The 16,483-nt window shown below is 63.6% G+C and carries 19 protein-coding genes; 3 read left to right on the top strand and 16 right to left on the bottom strand.

Features of this window, described 5'->3' with window-relative positions; all coding sequences use genetic code 11:
• The 6 genes from tatA to ubiE all read right to left on the bottom strand — a co-directional run bounded on the left by tatA (position 1) and on the right by ubiE (position 4,024).
• Positions 1-234, bottom strand: a complete 234-nt coding sequence (gene tatA, locus B2U07_RS17570; protein ID WP_197857977.1) for a twin-arginine translocase TatA/TatE family subunit — start codon at positions 232-234, stop codon at positions 1-3.
• A gap of 22 nt (positions 235-256) precedes the next feature.
• Positions 257-592 (bottom strand): phosphoribosyl-ATP diphosphatase, encoded by a 336-nt coding sequence (locus tag B2U07_RS17575; protein WP_011920745.1) that lies wholly within the window; start codon positions 590-592, stop codon positions 257-259.
• Positions 585-983 carry a phosphoribosyl-AMP cyclohydrolase gene (gene hisI / locus B2U07_RS17580; RefSeq protein WP_275545507.1) on the bottom strand — a complete coding sequence of 133 codons (399 nt, stop codon included), beginning with the start codon at positions 981-983 and terminating at the stop codon, positions 585-587. Before hisI ends, B2U07_RS17575 begins: the two co-directional genes overlap by 8 nt.
• Before the next feature lie 70 nt (positions 984-1,053).
• A complete protein-coding gene (ubiB, locus tag B2U07_RS17585) occupies positions 1,054-2,640 on the bottom strand; it encodes a ubiquinone biosynthesis regulatory protein kinase UbiB (protein WP_197857976.1) in 1,587 nt (528 codons plus the stop codon).
• Positions 2,637-3,254 carry a ubiquinone biosynthesis accessory factor UbiJ gene (locus B2U07_RS17590; protein ID WP_275545506.1) on the bottom strand — a complete coding sequence of 206 codons (618 nt, stop codon included), beginning with the start codon at positions 3,252-3,254 and terminating at the stop codon, positions 2,637-2,639. The genes ubiB and B2U07_RS17590 overlap by 4 nt, the downstream gene beginning before the upstream one ends.
• On the bottom strand, positions 3,254-4,024 hold the full coding sequence (gene ubiE, locus B2U07_RS17595) for a bifunctional demethylmenaquinone methyltransferase/2-methoxy-6-polyprenyl-1,4-benzoquinol methylase UbiE (protein WP_275545505.1): 771 nt from the start codon (positions 4,022-4,024) through the stop codon (positions 3,254-3,256). The genes B2U07_RS17590 and ubiE overlap by 1 nt, the downstream gene beginning before the upstream one ends.
• A 147-nt stretch (positions 4,025-4,171) precedes the next feature.
• On the opposite strand from ubiE, the gene B2U07_RS17600 reads away from it, so the two are divergent.
• The 3 genes from B2U07_RS17600 to B2U07_RS17610 all read left to right on the top strand — a co-directional run bounded on the left by B2U07_RS17600 (position 4,172) and on the right by B2U07_RS17610 (position 5,987).
• The gene (locus B2U07_RS17600) at positions 4,172-4,447 is read left to right on the top strand and encodes a polyhydroxyalkanoic acid system family protein (RefSeq protein WP_275545504.1); all 276 of its coding nucleotides are present in this window, start codon (positions 4,172-4,174) and stop codon (positions 4,445-4,447) included.
• 207 nt (positions 4,448-4,654) lie between these two features.
• Entirely contained in the window at positions 4,655-5,101 is a 447-nt protein-coding gene (locus tag B2U07_RS17605) for a phasin family protein (protein WP_197856955.1), read from the top strand.
• A 10-nt stretch (positions 5,102-5,111) separates the two neighbouring features.
• The gene (locus tag B2U07_RS17610) at positions 5,112-5,987 is read left to right on the top strand and encodes a phasin family protein (RefSeq protein ID WP_275545503.1); all 876 of its coding nucleotides are present in this window, start codon (positions 5,112-5,114) and stop codon (positions 5,985-5,987) included.
• Positions 5,988-6,034: 47 nt separating this feature from the next.
• Here B2U07_RS17610 and B2U07_RS17615 read toward each other — a convergent pair whose 3' ends face one another.
• The 10 genes from B2U07_RS17615 to argS all read right to left on the bottom strand — a co-directional run bounded on the left by B2U07_RS17615 (position 6,035) and on the right by argS (position 16,480).
• Entirely contained in the window at positions 6,035-6,649 is a 615-nt protein-coding gene (locus B2U07_RS17615) for a TetR/AcrR family transcriptional regulator (RefSeq protein ID WP_275545502.1), read from the bottom strand.
• A gap of 70 nt (positions 6,650-6,719) precedes the next feature.
• Entirely contained in the window at positions 6,720-8,402 is a 1,683-nt protein-coding gene (gene phaC / locus B2U07_RS17620; protein WP_275545501.1) for a class II poly(R)-hydroxyalkanoic acid synthase, read from the bottom strand.
• Positions 8,403-8,462: 60 nt separating this feature from the next.
• Positions 8,463-8,600, bottom strand: coding sequence for a hypothetical protein (locus tag B2U07_RS17625; protein ID WP_296277406.1), 138 nt, complete (start codon positions 8,598-8,600; stop codon positions 8,463-8,465).
• A 29-nt stretch (positions 8,601-8,629) separates the two neighbouring features.
• Positions 8,630-9,487: a poly(3-hydroxyalkanoate) depolymerase gene (gene phaZ / locus B2U07_RS17630; protein WP_197856959.1), complete on the bottom strand. Its 858-nt coding sequence runs from the start codon at positions 9,485-9,487 to the stop codon at positions 8,630-8,632.
• Between the two features lie 142 nt (positions 9,488-9,629).
• Positions 9,630-11,309: a class II poly(R)-hydroxyalkanoic acid synthase gene (gene phaC, locus B2U07_RS17635; protein WP_275545500.1), complete on the bottom strand. Its 1,680-nt coding sequence runs from the start codon at positions 11,307-11,309 to the stop codon at positions 9,630-9,632.
• A 289-nt stretch (positions 11,310-11,598) separates the two neighbouring features.
• Positions 11,599-11,970 (bottom strand): gamma-butyrobetaine hydroxylase-like domain-containing protein, encoded by a 372-nt coding sequence (locus tag B2U07_RS17640; RefSeq protein ID WP_197856961.1) that lies wholly within the window; start codon positions 11,968-11,970, stop codon positions 11,599-11,601.
• Between the two features lie 83 nt (positions 11,971-12,053).
• Entirely contained in the window at positions 12,054-13,394 is a 1,341-nt protein-coding gene (gene hslU / locus B2U07_RS17645) for an HslU--HslV peptidase ATPase subunit (RefSeq protein WP_275545499.1), read from the bottom strand.
• A gap of 44 nt (positions 13,395-13,438) precedes the next feature.
• Positions 13,439-13,969 (bottom strand): ATP-dependent protease subunit HslV, encoded by a 531-nt coding sequence (gene hslV, locus B2U07_RS17650; RefSeq protein WP_004372920.1) that lies wholly within the window; start codon positions 13,967-13,969, stop codon positions 13,439-13,441.
• A 96-nt stretch (positions 13,970-14,065) separates the two neighbouring features.
• Positions 14,066-14,740, bottom strand: a complete 675-nt coding sequence (locus tag B2U07_RS17655) for an SPOR domain-containing protein (RefSeq protein WP_275545498.1) — start codon at positions 14,738-14,740, stop codon at positions 14,066-14,068.
• Positions 14,741-16,480, bottom strand: coding sequence for an arginine--tRNA ligase (gene argS, locus B2U07_RS17660; protein ID WP_275545497.1), 1,740 nt, complete (start codon positions 16,478-16,480; stop codon positions 14,741-14,743). It lies immediately after the preceding gene.
• Positions 16,481-16,483: the final 3 nt, after the last annotated feature.

Below are 16,483 nucleotides of genomic sequence, written 5' to 3' on the forward strand. Positions count from 1 at the left end.
TTAGTCTTTCTTCGCCGGCTCTTCGACCTTGCGTGCCTGGGCGTCGATGGTCTGGCCCTTGGGTTCTTCCACGGCCGGCTTGTCGGCCTCACCGTTGTCCATCGACTTGCGGAAGCCCTTGATCGCGTCGCCCAGGTCTGAGCCCAGGTTCTTCAGGCGCTTGGTGCCGAACAGCATGACCACGATGAGCAGGACGATCAGGAGTTGCCAGATGCTGATACCGCCGAATCCCATGATGAGTACTCCGTTGTAAAAGTTATTCCGATTGCGGTCGCGCGGCTTTTTCCGCGTGGCCGGAGAGGCCGAAACGGCGATCCAGTTCATCCAGCACGGCCTGTGGATGCTGGCCGAGGGCGGCAAGCATGACCAGGCTGTGGAACCACAGATCGGCGGTTTCGTAGATCAGGTCCTTGCAGTCACCGCTGGCGGCGGCGTCCTTGGCGGCGAGGATGGTTTCCACCGATTCCTCACCGACCTTTTCCAGAATCTTGTTCAGGCCCTTGTGATACAGGCTGGCGACATAGGAGCTGTCCGGCGCTGCGCCTTTGCGCGCTTCCAGTACTTCGGCCAGGCGGCTCAGGGTGTCACTCATGGCTGTGTCCTGCATAGATGGCGTGCGGATCTTTCAGCACGGCGTCGACGGTTTTCCAGCCGCCATTCTCATAAACGCGATAGAAGCAGCTCTCACGCCCGGTGTGGCAGGCGATGCCGCCCAGTTGCTCGACCATCAGCACGATGACGTCTGCGTCGCAGTCCAGGCGCAGCTCGTGCAGCTTCTGTACATGGCCGGATTCCTCGCCCTTGCGCCACAGCTTGCCGCGCGAGCGCGACCAGTAGATGGCGCGCTGTTCGCTGATGGTAAGGGCGAGGGATTCGCGGTTCATCCAGGCCATCATCAGGATGCGGCCGGTCTGGTGTTCCTGGGCGATGGCCGGCACCAGGCCGTCTTCGTTCCAGTGGATTTCGTCGAGCCAATCGTTCATCGGTGTTCCAAGTCTGCCGGGGCTGCCGGACTGTCAATTCGCCAAGTGTGCCAGCGCCGTGGCTAGCTGGCTATCGGCGCAGCACCAGATAGAGTCCACCGCCGACCATCAGCCAGGCGGGCCAGGCGGCCAGCAGCGGTGCCAGGCCTTGAATGGTGCCGGCGCCGATCAGCGCGGCGCCGAGCAGGCGCAGTGGCCAGCGATCATTGTCCGGACGTTGTTCTTCCCGTTGCTGCGAGCGCTGCAGGCGCTCCAGGGTGTCGCGCGCGATCTGCGACAGGTGCGGCACCTGCTCGGCCTGTTGCTGCAGGTTGCGCAGCAGATGCAGCGGGCTGATGCGCTCGCGCATCCAGCGTTCGAGGTAAGGCTGGGCAGTGCTCCACAGGTCCAGATCCGGATACAGCTGGCGGCCCAGGCCTTCGATATTGAGCAGGGTCTTCTGCAGCAGCACGAGTTGGGGCTGCACTTCCATGTTGAAGCGACGGGCGGTCTGGAACAGGCGCAGCAGCAACTGGCCGAAGGAGATGTCCTTAAGCGGCTTTTCGAAGATCGGCTCGCACACGGTGCGGATAGCGGCCTCGAACTCGTTGACCTTGGTTTCTGCCGGTACCCAGCCCGAGTCGATGTGCAGCTGCGCCACCTTGCGGTAGTCGCGCTTGAAGAAGGCCAGCAGGTTGCGCGCCAGGTAGTCCTGGTCCTCGTCGGTGAGGCTGCCGACGATGCCGCAGTCGATGGCGATGTACTGCGGGCTCCAGGGCGTGCGGGTGCTGACGAAGATATTGCCGGGGTGCATGTCGGCGTGGAAGAAGCTGTCGCGGAACACCTGGGTGAAGAAGATCTCCACGCCGCGCTCGGCCAGCAGCTTCATGTCGGTGCGCTGGTCGGCCAGGGTGGCCAGGTCGGTCACCGGAATGCCGTAGATGCGCTCCATCACCAGCACCTGGTGACGGCACAGGTCCCAGTAGACCTGCGGCACGTAGAGCAGTGGCGAACCTTCGAAGTTGCGCCGCAGCTGGCTGGCGTTGGCCGCCTCGCGCAGCAGGTCGAGTTCGTCGTAGATGGTCTTCTCGTAGTCGCTGACCACCTCCACCGGGTGCAGGCGGCGAGCATCGGCCGAGGCCTTCTCGGCGATGCGGGCGATCAGAAACAGCCAGGCCAGGTCCTGGCGGATCACTGGCTTGAGGCCCGGGCGTACTACCTTGACCACCACTTCCTCGCCGGTCTTGAGCTGCGCGGCATGTACCTGGGCCACCGAGGCCGAGGCCAGCGGCTGGCTGTCGAAGCGGGCGAACAGCTCGCTCACCGGCGCGCCGAGCTGGCGCTCGATCAGTGCGATGGCCTGATCCTCGGGGAACGGCGGCACTCGGTCCTGCAGATGCGTCAGCTCGTCGGCGATGTCCGGCGGAAGCAGGTCACGACGGGTGGACAGCAACTGGCCGAACTTGATGAAGATCGGCCCCAGGTCCTCTAGCGCCAGGCGCAGGCGCGCGCCGCGCGACAGCGCCAGCGGCTTGCGTGGCAGCCAGCGCCAGGGCAGCAGGCAGGACAAGGTGCGCAGCCAGAACGGCAGCGGCAGCTCGAAGAGCATCTCGTCCAGTTGATAGCGGATCACTACGCGCTGGATGCGCAACAGACGGCGAACGGCAAGCAGCTTCATGCGTCGGGCTTATTGGCAGAAGTGAGGCGCTCGATGCGTGCTTCCAGGCGGTCGAGGGCGAGTTTGAGTTGGTCCAGCTCGGCGAAGCGCACATCGGCTTCGCGCTGTCCCACCAGGGTTCGGGATTCTTCGGCCAGGTAGTCGGCCAAGTCCTGCTTGAGGCTGGCGGCGCCGTTGCTGGCCAGGTTCACCCGGCTGCGCAAATGGCCGGCGAGCAGGGTAGTGGCCACCGGGCCGAGCCAGCGCGAGATTTCGTATTCCCAGTCCAGCTCCAGGTCCTGCAGGACGCCTGCCAGTTGCAGCAGCACGGCGCTGTCGCCATCGAGCGAGACTTCCGGGCGATGCAGCACGGCAGTCTTCTCGCGGCTCAGGGCCAGGCGCGCCAGGCTGGCAGCCGGTGCGGTGAGGGTGCAGTCGGCGGGCGCGTGCCATTGTGAGGCCAACTGCAGACCGTCGCCGCTGGGCAGGATGAACAGCTCCAGCGCCGGGCTTTGGCAATGCACGGCGATAACCTTGCCGCTGAGCGCCTGCAGGCGTGGCAAGGCCGTACCATCGAGGCGCAGGACGCGATTGAGGCCCGTCTCGACGCCGGCCAGCAAACCCGTGATGAGCATTAAGGCTTGATGCCTCTGTGCAGGGCGACGATGCCGCCGGTCATGTTGTGGTAGGTGACGCGCTCGAAACCGGCGTCGACCATCATCGCCTTGAGGGTCTCCTGATCCGGGTGCATGCGGATCGACTCGGCGAGGTAGCGGTAGCTGTCCGAATCATTGGTGATCAGCTTGCCGGCCAGCGGCATGAAGCTGAACGAGTAGGTATCGTAGGCCTTGGCCAGCAACGGGTTGCCGGGCTTGGAGAACTCCAGCACCAGCAGTCGCCCGCCCGGCTTGAGCACGCGCAGCATGGAGCGCAGGGCGTCTTCCTTGTGCGTTACGTTGCGCAGGCCGAAGGCGATGGTGACCACGTCGAAGTGGTTGTCCGGGAAGGGCAGCTTCTCGGCATCGGCTTGGACGAACTGCACGTTGCCGGCCACGCCCTTGTCCAGCAGGCGATCACGGCCGACCTTGAGCATCGAGTCGTTGATATCGGCCAGCACCACTTCGCCGGTCGGACCGACAATGCTGGCGAACTTGCGGGTCAGGTCACCGGTACCGCCGGCGATATCCAGCACGCGATTGCCCGGGCGTACGCCTGACAACTCGATGGTGAAGCGCTTCCACAGGCGGTGCAGACCGCCGGACAGCACGTCGTTCATCAGGTCGTACTTGGCCGCCACCGAGTGGAATACTTCGGCTACCTTCTCCGCCTTCTGGCTTTCCGGCACATCCTGGAAACCGAAGTGAGTGGTGGGTTCCTGCTCCTGGGCCTTGCGTGGATCGCTCATGTCGCTCTCACCGGATAGAAAACCGCATCATTCTAAAGCTGCGGGCAGTCTTTGTCTTGCTCGGGTGCCCGGCCGCGCGGTGGGCTGGTAGAGTGATGTGACCTCATGCCGCAGCCTTGCGGCGCGCTGCCAGTTCAAGGAGTTGCCATGTCCCGCATTCGTGTCGAACGAACCCATTCCCTTGGTCGCGAGGGCGCCCGTGAAAAGGCCGAGCGTCTGGCCGAACGCCTGGCCAGCGAGTACGACGTGCGCTATCGCTGGAACGGCGACACCCTGGAGTTCAAGCGCAGCGGCGCCGACGGCGCCATTACGGTCGGTGAAGATACCGTGCGTGTGGAGCTCAAGCTCGGGCTGCTGCTGTCGCCCATGGGCGGCATGATCCAGCGCGAGATCGAGCAGGTGCTGGACAAGTCGCTTGCTTGAACCTGTAGGAGCGGGACTCTTAGCGCGTAGGGTGGATGTCGCTTTTTACATCCACCGGGTTGGTGGATCGGTGAAGCGTGATCCACCCTACGGGTTGTGGCTAGCAGCTGCTCTTAGTATGTGATTTCTAATTTTTCTCCCTAGGGTGTACCCAAGCCTGCATTTCCGTGGGCGTTTCCGCTAACTGTAAAGCGCGTGAGGTGCACCATGTCGAAAGTCGCCGTGAAGAAAAAAGTCGAAGCCGTGGTCGAAGACAAGGCCGGTCTGTTCGACGACGTGAAGGGCTATGCCCGCAAGATCTACCTCGCTGGCCTGGGCGCTTATGCCAAGGCGGGTGTCGAGGGGGCTGAATACTTCAAGGAACTGGTCAAGGCCGGTGAAGGTGTCGAGAACAAAGGCAAGAAGCTGGTCGACGAACAGGTCGAGGCCGCCAACAGCCAGATCGAATCGGTCAGGCAGTCGGTCAATTCCAATGTCACCAGCGTTAAAGGCAAGGTCGAAGTTCGACTCGACAAGATCGAGAAGGCTTTCGATACTCGTGTGGCTTCCGCTCTGAACCGCATCGGCATTCCGTCCAAGCAGGACGTCGAAACACTCTCTGCTAAGCTGGATGAGCTGAGCGCGTTGCTCGAGCACGTCGCGCGTACCAAATAAGGAGATCAGGATGGCTGTTAAGAAGAAAACCGAGAAACAGACCAGCTCCTGGATCGGCGAGGTCGAGAAATACTCGCGCCAGATCTGGTTGGCAGGCTTGGGCGCTTATTCCAAGGTCAGCAAGGACGGCACCAAGCTGTTCGATACTCTGGTCAAGGACGGCGAGAAAGCCGAGAAGCAGGCCAAGAGCGAAGTCGACAAGCAGGTTGACGCGGTGAAGTCCGGCGTCGGCAGCAAGGTCGGTTCTGCCAAGTCCAAGGTCGATGAAGTCCGGGGCAAGGCGATCGGCAAGTGGGGCGAGTTGGAAGAGGCTTTCGACAAGCGTCTGAACAATGCCATCTCGCGTCTGGGCGTACCCAGCCGCAATGAGGTCAAGGCATTGAACGACAAGGTCGACAGCCTGACCAAGCAGCTGGAGAAAATCACCGGCGTGTCGGCCAAGTCGGTCGCCAAGCCAGCTGCCAAAGCAGCGCCCAAACCTGCTGCCAAGGCCGCTGCGAAACCTGCTGCGAAGCCGGCCGCCAAGCCAGCTGCCAAAGCTGCAGCCAAGCCAGCCGCGAAACCAGCCGCTTCGAAAGCTGCGGCTGCAAAACCGGCAGCCAAACCTGCGGCCAAGCCCGCGGCGAAGCCGGCAGCCAAGGCCGCAGCGAAACCCGCCGCCAAGCCAGCCGCTGCAGCAAAACCTGCGACCGCCGCCAAGCCGGCAGCTGCCAAGCCTGCGGCCAAACCGGCTGCCGCGAAGAAGCCGGCGGCGAAAAAGCCTGCCGCGCCCAAGGCGACTGCGGCGAAACTGGCAGCACCGACTCCGGCCCCGACGACCGCTGCAACTCCGGCAGCTACACCGGCTCCGGCTGCCGCTCCGGCGACTCCCGCCGCCTCGTCCTGAGTTTTTCGGGATCGCAAACGCCCGGCCTAGTGCCGGGCGTTTTCATTTCAGGCTTCCAGATAACGTTCTGCCAACTGCTCGACCGTGCCGCGTGAAGGCGGGTTCAGGTGCGGTGCGACCAGCATCATGATCTGGTACACCACCAGGCGTACTTCTGCGTCCTGATCGAGGATGCGCTGGTAGTCGAGGGAGAACAGCAGGGTCAGGGTGATCTGCTCGACCAGTTGGCCAAGTGCCTGGGTACCGCTGTTCAGCTGTCCATCGGCCATCAGGCGGGCGAGCAGGGCGGCCAGGGTGCGTTTCAGCGCGTTCAGCCAGTGGCGAATGCCACGCGCCAGTTTCGGCAGGCGTCCGGCCAGGTTGGACATGTCCTGAAAGAGAAAGCGGTACTGCGACAGGCGCTCGACGATCAGGTGCAGAAACAGCCAGTAGTCTTCGACATCCAGTTCGGCCTCGGCAGGCGGGTCGAGCAGCGGCGCCATCTCGCTCTGGAAGCGTTCGAACAGCTCCAGCACCAGCGGCTCCTTGCCGTGGAAGTGGTAGTAGAGATTACCCGGGCTGATGTCCAGTTCGTTGGCGATCTCCAGAGTGGAGACGTTGGGCTCGCCCTGCTCATTGAACAGCTGCAGGGCGGCTTGCAGAATGCGTTCGCGGGTTTTCATCCTTGGCTTCTTGTTCGACTGAGCGCGAAGAGCTGACGATAACCGGCCGCTGCGCTGCCGGCCATTGCTTTCAACGGATATGCACGTAGGTGCCCGGTGCCGCCTCCATGGCCGGATGGTTCTGGTTGCCCAGCGCCATCAGGGTTTCCCGCTGCTCGCCGGAACGCGCCTGAATCCACTCCAGCCACTGTGGCCACCAACTGCCCAGTTGATGCTGAGCCTCGTGGTACCAGGCGCGCGGGTCGGAGGTGAGCTTGGTGTTCTCGTAGTAGTTGGCCTTGGGGTTGCCCGGCGGGTTGAGAATGCTCTGGATATGGCCGCTGTTGGAGAGGATGAAACGGCGGTTGCCGCCAAGCAGCAGGGTCGAGCGATAGACCGCATCCCAGGGCGTGATGTGATCGTTGATGCCGGCCACGCTGAAGCTGTCGACGTTGACCTTGGCCAGGTCGACCGGTGTACCGCAGACCTCCAGCCCGCCGGCACGGCGCAGCGGGTTGTGCTTGAAGAAGTCGATCAGGTCGCCATGCAGGGCAGCGGGCAGGCGGGTGTTGTCGTTGTTCCAGTAGAGGATGTCGAACGCCGGTGGCTGCTTGCCGAGCAGGTAATTGTTGATCCAGTAGTTCCAGATCAGGTCGTTGGGACGCATCCAGGCGAACACCCTGGCCATGTCGCGGCCATCGAGTACGCCTTGCTGGTAGGAGCGGCGCTTGGCCGACTCGAGGGTTTCCTCATCGGCGAAGAGCATCGCCGGGCTGTCGATCTGGCTGTCGAGCAGGCTGACCATGTAGGTGGCGCTGGAGACTTTACGCAACTGCCGACGTGCCTGTAGATGGCCTTGCAGGGCGGCGATGGTGAGGCCGCCGGCGCAGGCGCCGAGCAGGTTGACGTCCTTGCCGCCGGTGATGGCGCGGCAGGCATCGACGGCTTCCTCGACCGCCTGCACATAGCTCGACAGGCCCCACTCGCGGTGGCGCGGATCCGGGTTGCGCCAGCTGATCATGAAGGTCTGCAAGCCGTTTTTCAGCGCGTATTGGACGAAGCTCTTGTCGTTGGACAGATCGAATATGTAGTACTTGTTGATCTGCGGCGGCACGATCAGCAGCGGCCGCAGGTACTGCTTTTCGCTCATCGGCTTGTACTGGATCAGCTCCAGCAGCTCGTTGCGAAACACCACGGCGCCGGGTGTGCAGGCCAGATTACGGCCGACCTCGAAGGCGTGCTTGCTGACCTGGCTGGGCAGGCCGTCGTTATGCAGCAGGTCGTCGAGCAGGTGGCGCAAACCCTTGAAGGCACTGCTACCGCCGGTGTTGAACAGCTCCTTTACCGCCTGCGGATTGAGCGGGCTGTTGGACGGCGACAGCGCGTCGCTCATCAGCGAGGCGAGAAAGCGTGCGCGGGCGCGATCATCGGCCGACAGATCGCTATCGTCGATCCACGCCGCCAGCTGTTTCTGCCAGGCCAGATAGGCCTGCAGGCTGCGTCGATAGAAGGGATTGAGGTGCCAGGTCGGGTCGGCGAAACGCGCATCCTGCGGGTTGACCTTGTGCAGGGTATCGCCGAGCAGCACGCGGCCCAGCTGGCCGCCGAAGGCCAGCAGATGCCGGCCGCTGCGTACTGGGTTCTTCAGGCTCTGGGCGGCCAGCAGGCGCATGGTCGATAACAGATCGCGCCCGCGTACGCCCACTACTGCGCTTTGGGCATTCATGAAAGTGGCAGGTGCCGGCAGTGAGGCCGGGTTCGACTTGTCTCGCATGGTGTAACACTCCATCGTCAAACCGCCTGGCAGATCGTTGCAACGACCTGCAAGAGACTTTCATGGCGCGGACTGCCTGACGCGCGCCTTGTACTTGTGCCGGGTGTGCAGCAAGCCCTGTACCAGGCGCACGGGAAGTGCATTGCAGAGCGCCTGTGGAAAATCGAAGGGGCCGTGATCGGCCCCTTTGTAGAGCATGCAGAACATTGCGCACCAAACCGGTGCCGTCAATGCTGGCGTACGGGGGTGGGCTGCGGGTGCATCACCGCACGGTGCCGCTCCTCCTCGAGGAATTTCATGATGATCGGCGCCACCGCTTCGGCGCGGGTCACTAGAAACAGGTGACCGTCGTCGATGATGTGCAGCTCCGAGTTGGGGATGCGCCAGGCCAGCAGGCGCATGTTGATCAAGGGAATCAGCGGGTCGTCGTCGCCGGCCATGATCAGCGTGGGTTGGCGAATCTTGTGCAGCCAGTGGATGCTGGTCCAGCCGAGGCCGGCAAACAGTTGCCAGTAGTAGCCCATCTTGCCGCCCGAGCGCACCTTGCTCGCGTGCGCCATGGCCAGCTTGGGATCGCGACGGAAGGCGCCGCCATAGATGTCAGGAGCGATACGCACGCCATAGGAGGGCTGCACGTAACGCCGTGGACTGGCCATGCGCCAGAGTACCTTGGGCTTGCCTGGCACCATCACCGCACCGGCCGAGGTGGCGGCAAGGATCAGCTTCTTGCAGCGCTCGGGGTAATCATGGGCGAATTGCTGCGCCAGGGCGCCGCCCCAGGACACGCCGATGGCGTTGACCTGGCCGTAGTCGAGGTAATCGAGCATGCGCGCTGCCAGCTTGGCCAGGCCCGGGAAGCGATAGGGTGTGGCCGGGGTCGATGAACCGCCGACGCCGGGTACGTCGAAGGCAATGATTTCCAGCTGCGGATCCAGGGCGGCGACGAAGGGCATCACCAGCTCGAGGTTGGCGCCGATGCCGTTGAAGATCAGCAATGGCACCAGTTGGCTGTTGCCCGGTCGCACCGCGGTGCGGATGGTCTGCCCATCGAGATCAATGGTGCGAAATACGAATGGTTGCGGCATCGGCGCAGCCCCTGTGGAGTTGAGCGCTGGAGACGGCCGTCCGGGCTGCCTCCAGGATTACCAGGATGAACCTGGTTAGCCACGCCCTGGCTGGCGCGTGGCGTGCGGCACTTCCCGGTGCCGCGGCGGTTGAAGCTGACGATCAGCGTTCGTGTACATAGGTGCCCGGAGCGGCTTCGCCTGCCGGGAATTTCTTGTTGCCCAGCGCTCTGGGCGCGTTTTTGGTTTCGCCCGAGCGTTCGGCCAGCCAGCTCTGCCAGTGCAGCCACCAGGAGTCGGCATGCTTGGTCGAGCTTTCCTGCCAGGCTTTCGGATCCAGTGGCATCTCGCTATTGGTCATGTAGCGCGCCTTGGGGTTGCCCGGCGGGTTGAGAATGCTCTGGATATGGCCGCTGTTGGACAGGACGAATTCGCACTTGCCGCCGAACAGATGAGCCGACTTGTAGCAGGAGTCCCACGGCGTGATGTGGTCGGTGGTGCCGGCGACGACGAAGAAGTCGCAGGTGACCTGCTTTAGGTCGATCGGCGTGCCGCAGACTTCCAGCGCGCCCGGGCGGGTCAGCGGGTTGGTCTGGAACATCTCGATGAACTCGCCGTGTAGCGCAGCCGGCAGGCGCGTGGTGTCGTTGTTCCAGTAGAGGATGTCGAACACCGGCGGCTCGTTGCCGAGCAGGTAATTGTTGACCCAGTAGTTCCAGATCAGGTCGTTGGGGCGCATCCAGGCGAACACCTTGGCCATGTCGCTGCCTTCCAGCACGCCGGCCTGGTAGGAACGGCGCTTGGCCGCTTCCAGAGTCTTCTCGTCGGCGAACAGCGCCACCTGTGTGTCGAGCTGGGTGTCGAGCACGCTGACCAGCAGGGTCAGCGCATTGACCTTGGGCTGGCCGAGGGCGGCGTAATGGCCGAGCAGCGACGCGGTGGTCAGGCCACCGGAGCAGGCGCCGAGCATGTTGATGTCCTTGCTGCCGGTGATGGCGCAGATGACGTCGATGGCTTCCTTGAGCGCCTCGATGTACGTGGACAGGCCCCACTCGCGCTGAGCCTTGGTCGGGTTGCGCCAGCTGACCACGAAGGTCTGTACCTGGCTGCGCAGGAGGAAGCGCGCCAGGCTCTTGTCCGGCGACAAGTCGAAGACGTAGAACTTGTTGATCTGCGGCGGCACGACAAGCAGCGGGCGCTCGTGCACGCTTTCGGTGATCGGCTTGTACTGGATCAGCTCCAGCACGTCATTGCGAAACACCACGGCGCCGTCGGTGGTGGCCAGGTTCTTGCCGACCTCGAAGGCCTCCATGTTCACCTGGCTGGGCATGCCGCCGTTGTGCACCATGTCCTTGGCCAGATGAGAGAGACCATCGAGCAGGCTCTTGCCGCCGGTCTCGAAGAAGCGTTTGACCGCCGCCGGGTTGGCCATGCTGTTGGAGGGCGCCATGGCTTCGGTCATCAGATTGATGACGAAATGACCGCGGCTGGCGTCCTGCTCGGACAGCGAGCTGTGCTCGACCCAGTCGTGCAGTTCCTTGCGCCAGGCCAGGTAGGTCTGCAGGTAGCGGCGATAGAGCGGGTTCTGGCTCCATGCCGGATCGGCGAAGCGGCGGTCGCCATCCTCGGGTTTGAGCGCGGACTGGCCGAGCACGACGTTCTTCAGTTCGAGGCCGAAATGGGCGACGTGCTTGGCGCTGTGGAAGGGTTGCTTGAGTGCCTGGGCGAGCACCATGCGGGCAGAGGTCAGGAGGTCCTTGCCGCGGATGCCGATCACCGGGTTGAGACCCAGGGTGTTTTCCGAGGCCTGGCGTTTCAGGTCTTCGTTATTCTTGTCACTCATCTACGACGCTCCAATGTCCTGAGTCGCGCACCGGCCGTGCTCGCGGCGAAACAAGGGCCAGGTACTGCTCGGGTTGCCGGGGGCGGATCGAGTCCGCGTCATGCATTGCATCTGGCTGGGCCAAATGCAGGGAACCTGCCAGTTCCTTGGTTACCCGAGTTTTTGCCGTTAGGCAAGCTGATCGATGGAGCAGGAGTATGCCGCGATAGTTTAGAAAAATCGTTCTAACTACCGGGTAATGAGCGGGGAGACGGGGCGGACGCTCTGCAACGGGGGCTTGCGCCTAAGGTCAGAGCATCAGACGTACGACGGACTCGTTGGGGTCGCGGGATTTGCCGGCGGCGCTGAGCTGCGCCAGGTAATCGGCCCAGAGCTGGTCATGCCGGGTGGCCAGCTCGTGCAGATAGTCCCAGGTGAACAGGCCGCTGTCATGGCCGTCGTCGAAGCACAGTTTCAGTGCGTAGTTGCCGGCCGGTTCGATGCGTTCGAGGCCGACATGGAGCTTGCCGGTCTGCAGGATCGGCTTGCCATGCCCCTGCACCTCGGCAGACGGCGAATGCACGCGCAGGAACTCGGCGCTGAGCGAGTAACGCTGTTCGCCGTAACGCAACTCCAGCGTTTTCGACGCCTTGTGCAGTTTGATCGCGCTGGGGATGGGCATGAGGCAGCTCCAAGTTGCAAGCCTCAAGCTACAAGTTCAAGCGGATATGCTTGCGGTTTGTAGCTTGCAGCTTGCGGCGGTTTTCAGAGGATATAGCGCGACAGGTCTTCGTCCTGCGCCAATTCGCCGAGGTGGCCGTTGACGTAGGCGGCATCGATGCGGATCGGTTCGCCGTTCTGCTGGCCAGCCAGATCGCCAGCGCTGAAGGAAACCTCTTCCAGCAGGCGTTCAAGCAGGGTGTGCAGGCGACGGGCACCGATGTTCTCGGTCTTTTCGTTGACCTGCCAGGCGATCTCCGCCAGGCGCTTGATGCCGTCTTCGGTGAATTCGATATCCAGCCCTTCGGTCTTCAGCAGAGCACTGTATTGCTCGGTGAGCGAAGCGTGCGGTTCACTGAGGATGCGTTCGAAGTCCTGCGGGCTCAGGGCCTTGAGCTCGACCCGGATCGGCAGGCGGCCCTGCAGCTCAGGCACCAGGTCGCTCGGTTTGGACAGATGGAAGGCGCCCGAGGCGATGAACAGGATGTGGTCGGTCTTGACCATGCCCAACTTGGTGTTGACCGTACAGCCTTCGATCAGCGGTAGCAGGTCGCGCTGCACGCCTTCGCGCGAGACGTCGGCGCCGCCGGCATTGGCACGCTTGGCCACCTTGTCGATCTCGTCGATGAAGACGATGCCGTGCTGTTCGACGGCTTCCAGCGCGCGGGCCTTGAGCTCTTCCTCGTTGACCAAGCGCGCAGCTTCCTCGTCACGCACCAGTTTCATGGCATCGACGACCTTGAGCTTGCGGCTCTTCTTCTTGCCCTTGCCCATGCTGGAGAACAGGTTCTGCAGCTGGTTGGTCATCTCCTCCATGCCTGGCGGCGTCATGATCTCCACGCCCATGGGCGAGTCGGCCACTTCGATGTCGATTTCCTTGTCGTTCAACTGACCTTCGCGCAGGCGCTTGCGGAACAGCTGACGGGTGTTGGAATCCTCGCTGCGCGCCGGCTCGTCGCCGAAGCCCTGGCGCGCAGGCGGCAGCAGCGCGTCGAGGATGCGCTCCTCGGCGGCATCTTCGGCGCGGTGGCGAACCTTGGTCATTTCCTGTTCACGCAGCATCTTCACTGCGGCATCGGCCAGGTCACGAATGATCGATTCGACGTCGCGGCCGACGTAGCCGACCTCGGTGAACTTGGTGGCTTCCACTTTCAGGAAAGGCGCACTGGCCAGCTTGGCCAGGCGACGGGCGATCTCGGTCTTGCCGACGCCGGTCGGGCCGATCATCAGGATGTTCTTCGGCGTGACTTCCTGACGCAGCTCGGCCGGCAATTGCATGCGCCGCCAACGGTTGCGCAGGGCGATGGCGACGGCGCGCTTGGCGTCGTCCTGGCCGATGATGTGGCGGTTGAGTTCGTGGACGATCTCGCGGGGCGTCATGGACATGGAATTGGGCTCGCAATAAACGGAAAGCGGTGAGGCAGTGGACGCTACTCGGCGGCGTCCAGTTCCTCTATTGTCTGGTGGTGGTTGGTGAACACGCAGATGTCGCCGGCGATGCCGAGCGCGGTTTGCGCCACTTCGAGAGCGGAGAGGTCCGTCTTCATCAACAGCGCACGCGCGGCGGCCTGGGCGAAGTTGCCGCCGGAGCCCATGGCGATCAGGCCTTCCTCGGGTTCGACTACGTCACCGTTGCCGGTGATGATCAAGGATGCGTCCTTGTTAGCGACTGCCAGCATGGCCTCAAGGCGGCTCAGGCTACGGTCGGTGCGCCAGTCCTTAGCCAGCTCGACGGCGGCTCGCACCAGGTGGCCCTGATGTTTTTCCAGTTGGCCTTCGAAGCGTTCGAACAGGGTGAAGGCATCGGCGGTGGCGCCGGCGAAGCCGGCCAGCACCTGGCCGTGGTACAGGCGGCGAACCTTCTTGGCGTTGCCCTTCATAACGGTGTTGCCGAGCGATACCTGGCCGTCGCCAGCCATCACGACCTTGCCGTGGCGGCGCACTGAAACGATGGTGGTCAAGGGTGAATCTCCACGCTGCGGGGCGAACTTGCCCGAATGGAAACTCAGATGGGGTGCGCGCCGCGGCTTTTCAACCAGCGGCGGGTGAATCGACGATCAGCGGACCTGGCGCTGCTGTAACAGCAGATTGCTGTAGCCGTTGCCGGCCAGGGTCTTCTGCGCTGTCGCCAGTTGCTCACGACTGGCGAAGGGGCCGACCAGTACGCGGTGCCAGGTTTCCTCACGCACCTTGCCGGTTTCCACCCGTACATTCTGGCCGAGCAGGATGATCTGCGCGCGCAGGGTATCGGCGTCGTCACGCTTGCGGAAAGAGCCGGCCTGGAGGAAGAACTGCGTGGTGACCGGCGCGCTGGCCAGCACCGGCGGCGGGGGCGGCGGCACTTCGCCTTTGAGCGCAGCTTCGGCGCGGGCGGTGTCGATCTTCGCGGCTTCTTCCGGGGTGACCGGTTTTTGCTCCGGTGCAGGCGGCGGCGTTTCCTCCAGGGCCTGCGGCAGGATCACTTCCGACTCCGGCAGCAGGGTGTAGAAGTCGTACTTGGGCCTGGCCGGCTCGGGCTGCGTCGGCTTGGGCTCGGGTTTGCTGCTGCGCACCTGCTCGCCCTTGTCGCGCTTGATCTCGTCACGGCCCGGTTCGAGGCTGAACAGGAACATGAAGAACCCGCCAACCACCAGGCCGCAGGCCAGCCAGATCCAGCCCGGTACGGGCTTTTTCGCCGGGGCCTGATAGCGACTGGCGCCGCGTTTCGGCGCCGGCTTCTTGCGCGCTGCCATTTACATCCGCTCCAGAGTTTCCAGGCCGAGCAGCTCCAGGCCTTGCTTGAGGGTACGGCCAGTGAGGGCGGTCAGGCGCAGACGGCTGTTGCGCGTGGCTTCGTCCTCGGCAGTCAGGATCGGGCAGTTTTCGTAGAAGCTGGAGAACAGCCCGGCCAGGTCGTACAGGTAGCTGCACAGCATGTGCGGCGTGCCCTTCTCGGCGACGCTGCCCAGCAGCTCGCCAAACTGCGCCAGTTTGGCGGCCAGGGCCTGCTCATGCTCGGCGACCAGGGTAATCTGTCCGCCGATCTCGTCCACGCCCTTGCCGAGTTTGCGGAACACGCCCGCGACGCGGGTGTAGGCATACAGCAGGTACGGCGCAGTGTTGCCCTCGAAGCTCAGCATCAGGTCGAAGTTGAAGCTGTAGTCGCTGGTGCGGTGCTTGGACAGGTCGGCGTACTTCACCGAGGCGATGCCGACCACGCGGGCGATCTGGCGCAGCTCGTCTTCAGCCAGCTCCGGGTTCTTGTCCTTGACCAGGGCGTAGGCGCGCTGCTCGGCCTCGTCGAGCAGTTGCACCAGCTTCACGGTGCCGCCGTCGCGGGTCTTGAACGGGCGACCATCCGGGCCATTCATGGTGCCGAAGCCCATGTGTTCCATGTCCATGCTGGCCGGTACGAAGCCGGCCAGGCGCGCGCAGGCGAAGACCATCTGGAAGTGCAGGGCCTGGCGCTGGTCGACGAAGTACAGCACGCGATCGGCCTTGAGCGTGCCGGCGCGGTAGCGGGTGGCTGCCAGGTCGGTGGTGGCGTACAGGTAGCCGCCGCCGGCCTTCTGCACGATCAGCGGCAGCGGGTTGCCTTCGGCGTTCTTGAATTCGTCCATGAAGACGCACTGCGCACCGTTGTCTTCGGTCAGCAGACCCTTGGCGGCGAGGTCTGCGACCACCTGCGGCAGGTCGTGGTTATAGGCGCTCTCGCCCTTGACGTCAGCCATGGAGAGCTTGACGCCGAGGCGGTCGTACAGCGCCTGACAGTGCGACAGGGAGATGTCGTTGAAGCGGTGCCACAGGCGCAGGCACTCGGCGTCGCCGGCCTGCAGCTGGACCACCAGCTCGCGGGCGCGGTCGGCGAACTCGGGCGATTCGTCGAAGCGCTTCTTGGCCGCGCGGTAGAAACCTTCCAGGTCGGCCAGCTCGCTTTCGGCAGCCGCCGGATTTTCCTGCATGTAGGCCAGCAGCATGCCGAACTGGGTGCCCCAATCGCCGACGTGGTTCTGGCGGATCACGCTGTCGCCGAGGAACTCCAGCACGCGCGCCACGCCGTCGCCGATGATGGTCGAACGCAGGTGGCCGACGTGCATCTCCTTGGCCAGGTTGGGCGCGGACAGGTCGACCACCACGCGCTGCACCGGGCCGTTCTTGCGTACGCCGAGTTTGGCATCGGCCAGTGCCGCTTCCAGGCGCTGTGCCAGGGCATCGCTGTTCTGGAAGAAATTGAGGAAGCCGGGGCCGGCGATTTCCACCTTGGTGATCTGCTCGTCGGCCGGCAGGGCAGCGATCAGCTTCTCGGCCAGGTCGCGCGGCTTCATGCCGGCTGGTTTGGCCAGCATCATGGCGATGTTGCTGGCGAAATCGCCGTGGCTCTTGTCCTTGGTGTTCTCCACCTGGATGGCCGGCGTCAGGCCCGCAGGCAGCACGCCTTCGGCGGTCAGGCGGTCGAGGGCTTGCTGGATCAGGTGGCGAATGCTGTCTTTCATGTT

The organism is Pseudomonas sp. UBA7530, from assembly GCF_002479365.1.
In the GTDB taxonomy this organism is placed as follows: domain Bacteria; phylum Pseudomonadota; class Gammaproteobacteria; order Pseudomonadales; family Pseudomonadaceae; genus Aquipseudomonas.

Bases quoted from the DNA above. Each gene is read 5' to 3' on its own strand.
- tatA (WP_197857977.1), bottom strand. From the start codon at position 234: ATGGGATTCGGCGGTATCAGCATCTGGCAACTCCTGATCGTCCTGCTC.
- B2U07_RS17575 (WP_011920745.1), bottom strand. From the start codon at position 592: ATGAGTGACACCCTGAGCCGCCTGGCCGAAGTACTGGAAGCGCGCAAA.
- hisI (WP_275545507.1), bottom strand. From the start codon at position 983: ATGAACGATTGGCTCGACGAAATCCACTGGAACGAAGACGGCCTGGTG.
- ubiB (WP_197857976.1), bottom strand. From the start codon at position 2,640: ATGAAGCTGCTTGCCGTTCGCCGTCTGTTGCGCATCCAGCGCGTAGTG.
- B2U07_RS17590 (WP_275545506.1), bottom strand. From the start codon at position 3,254: ATGCTCATCACGGGTTTGCTGGCCGGCGTCGAGACGGGCCTCAATCGC.
- ubiE (WP_275545505.1), bottom strand. From the start codon at position 4,024: ATGAGCGATCCACGCAAGGCCCAGGAGCAGGAACCCACCACTCACTTC.
- B2U07_RS17600 (WP_275545504.1), top strand. From the start codon at position 4,172: ATGTCCCGCATTCGTGTCGAACGAACCCATTCCCTTGGTCGCGAGGGC.
- B2U07_RS17605 (WP_197856955.1), top strand. From the start codon at position 4,655: ATGTCGAAAGTCGCCGTGAAGAAAAAAGTCGAAGCCGTGGTCGAAGAC.
- B2U07_RS17610 (WP_275545503.1), top strand. From the start codon at position 5,112: ATGGCTGTTAAGAAGAAAACCGAGAAACAGACCAGCTCCTGGATCGGC.
- B2U07_RS17615 (WP_275545502.1), bottom strand. From the start codon at position 6,649: ATGAAAACCCGCGAACGCATTCTGCAAGCCGCCCTGCAGCTGTTCAAT.
- phaC (WP_275545501.1), bottom strand. From the start codon at position 8,402: ATGCGAGACAAGTCGAACCCGGCCTCACTGCCGGCACCTGCCACTTTC.
- B2U07_RS17625 (WP_296277406.1), bottom strand. From the start codon at position 8,600: ATGCTCTACAAAGGGGCCGATCACGGCCCCTTCGATTTTCCACAGGCG.
- phaZ (WP_197856959.1), bottom strand. From the start codon at position 9,487: ATGCCGCAACCATTCGTATTTCGCACCATTGATCTCGATGGGCAGACC.
- phaC (WP_275545500.1), bottom strand. From the start codon at position 11,309: ATGAGTGACAAGAATAACGAAGACCTGAAACGCCAGGCCTCGGAAAAC.
- B2U07_RS17640 (WP_197856961.1), bottom strand. From the start codon at position 11,970: ATGCCCATCCCCAGCGCGATCAAACTGCACAAGGCGTCGAAAACGCTG.
- hslU (WP_275545499.1), bottom strand. From the start codon at position 13,394: ATGTCCATGACGCCCCGCGAGATCGTCCACGAACTCAACCGCCACATC.
- B2U07_RS17655 (WP_275545498.1), bottom strand. From the start codon at position 14,740: ATGGCAGCGCGCAAGAAGCCGGCGCCGAAACGCGGCGCCAGTCGCTAT.
- argS (WP_275545497.1), bottom strand. From the start codon at position 16,480: ATGAAAGACAGCATTCGCCACCTGATCCAGCAAGCCCTCGACCGCCTG.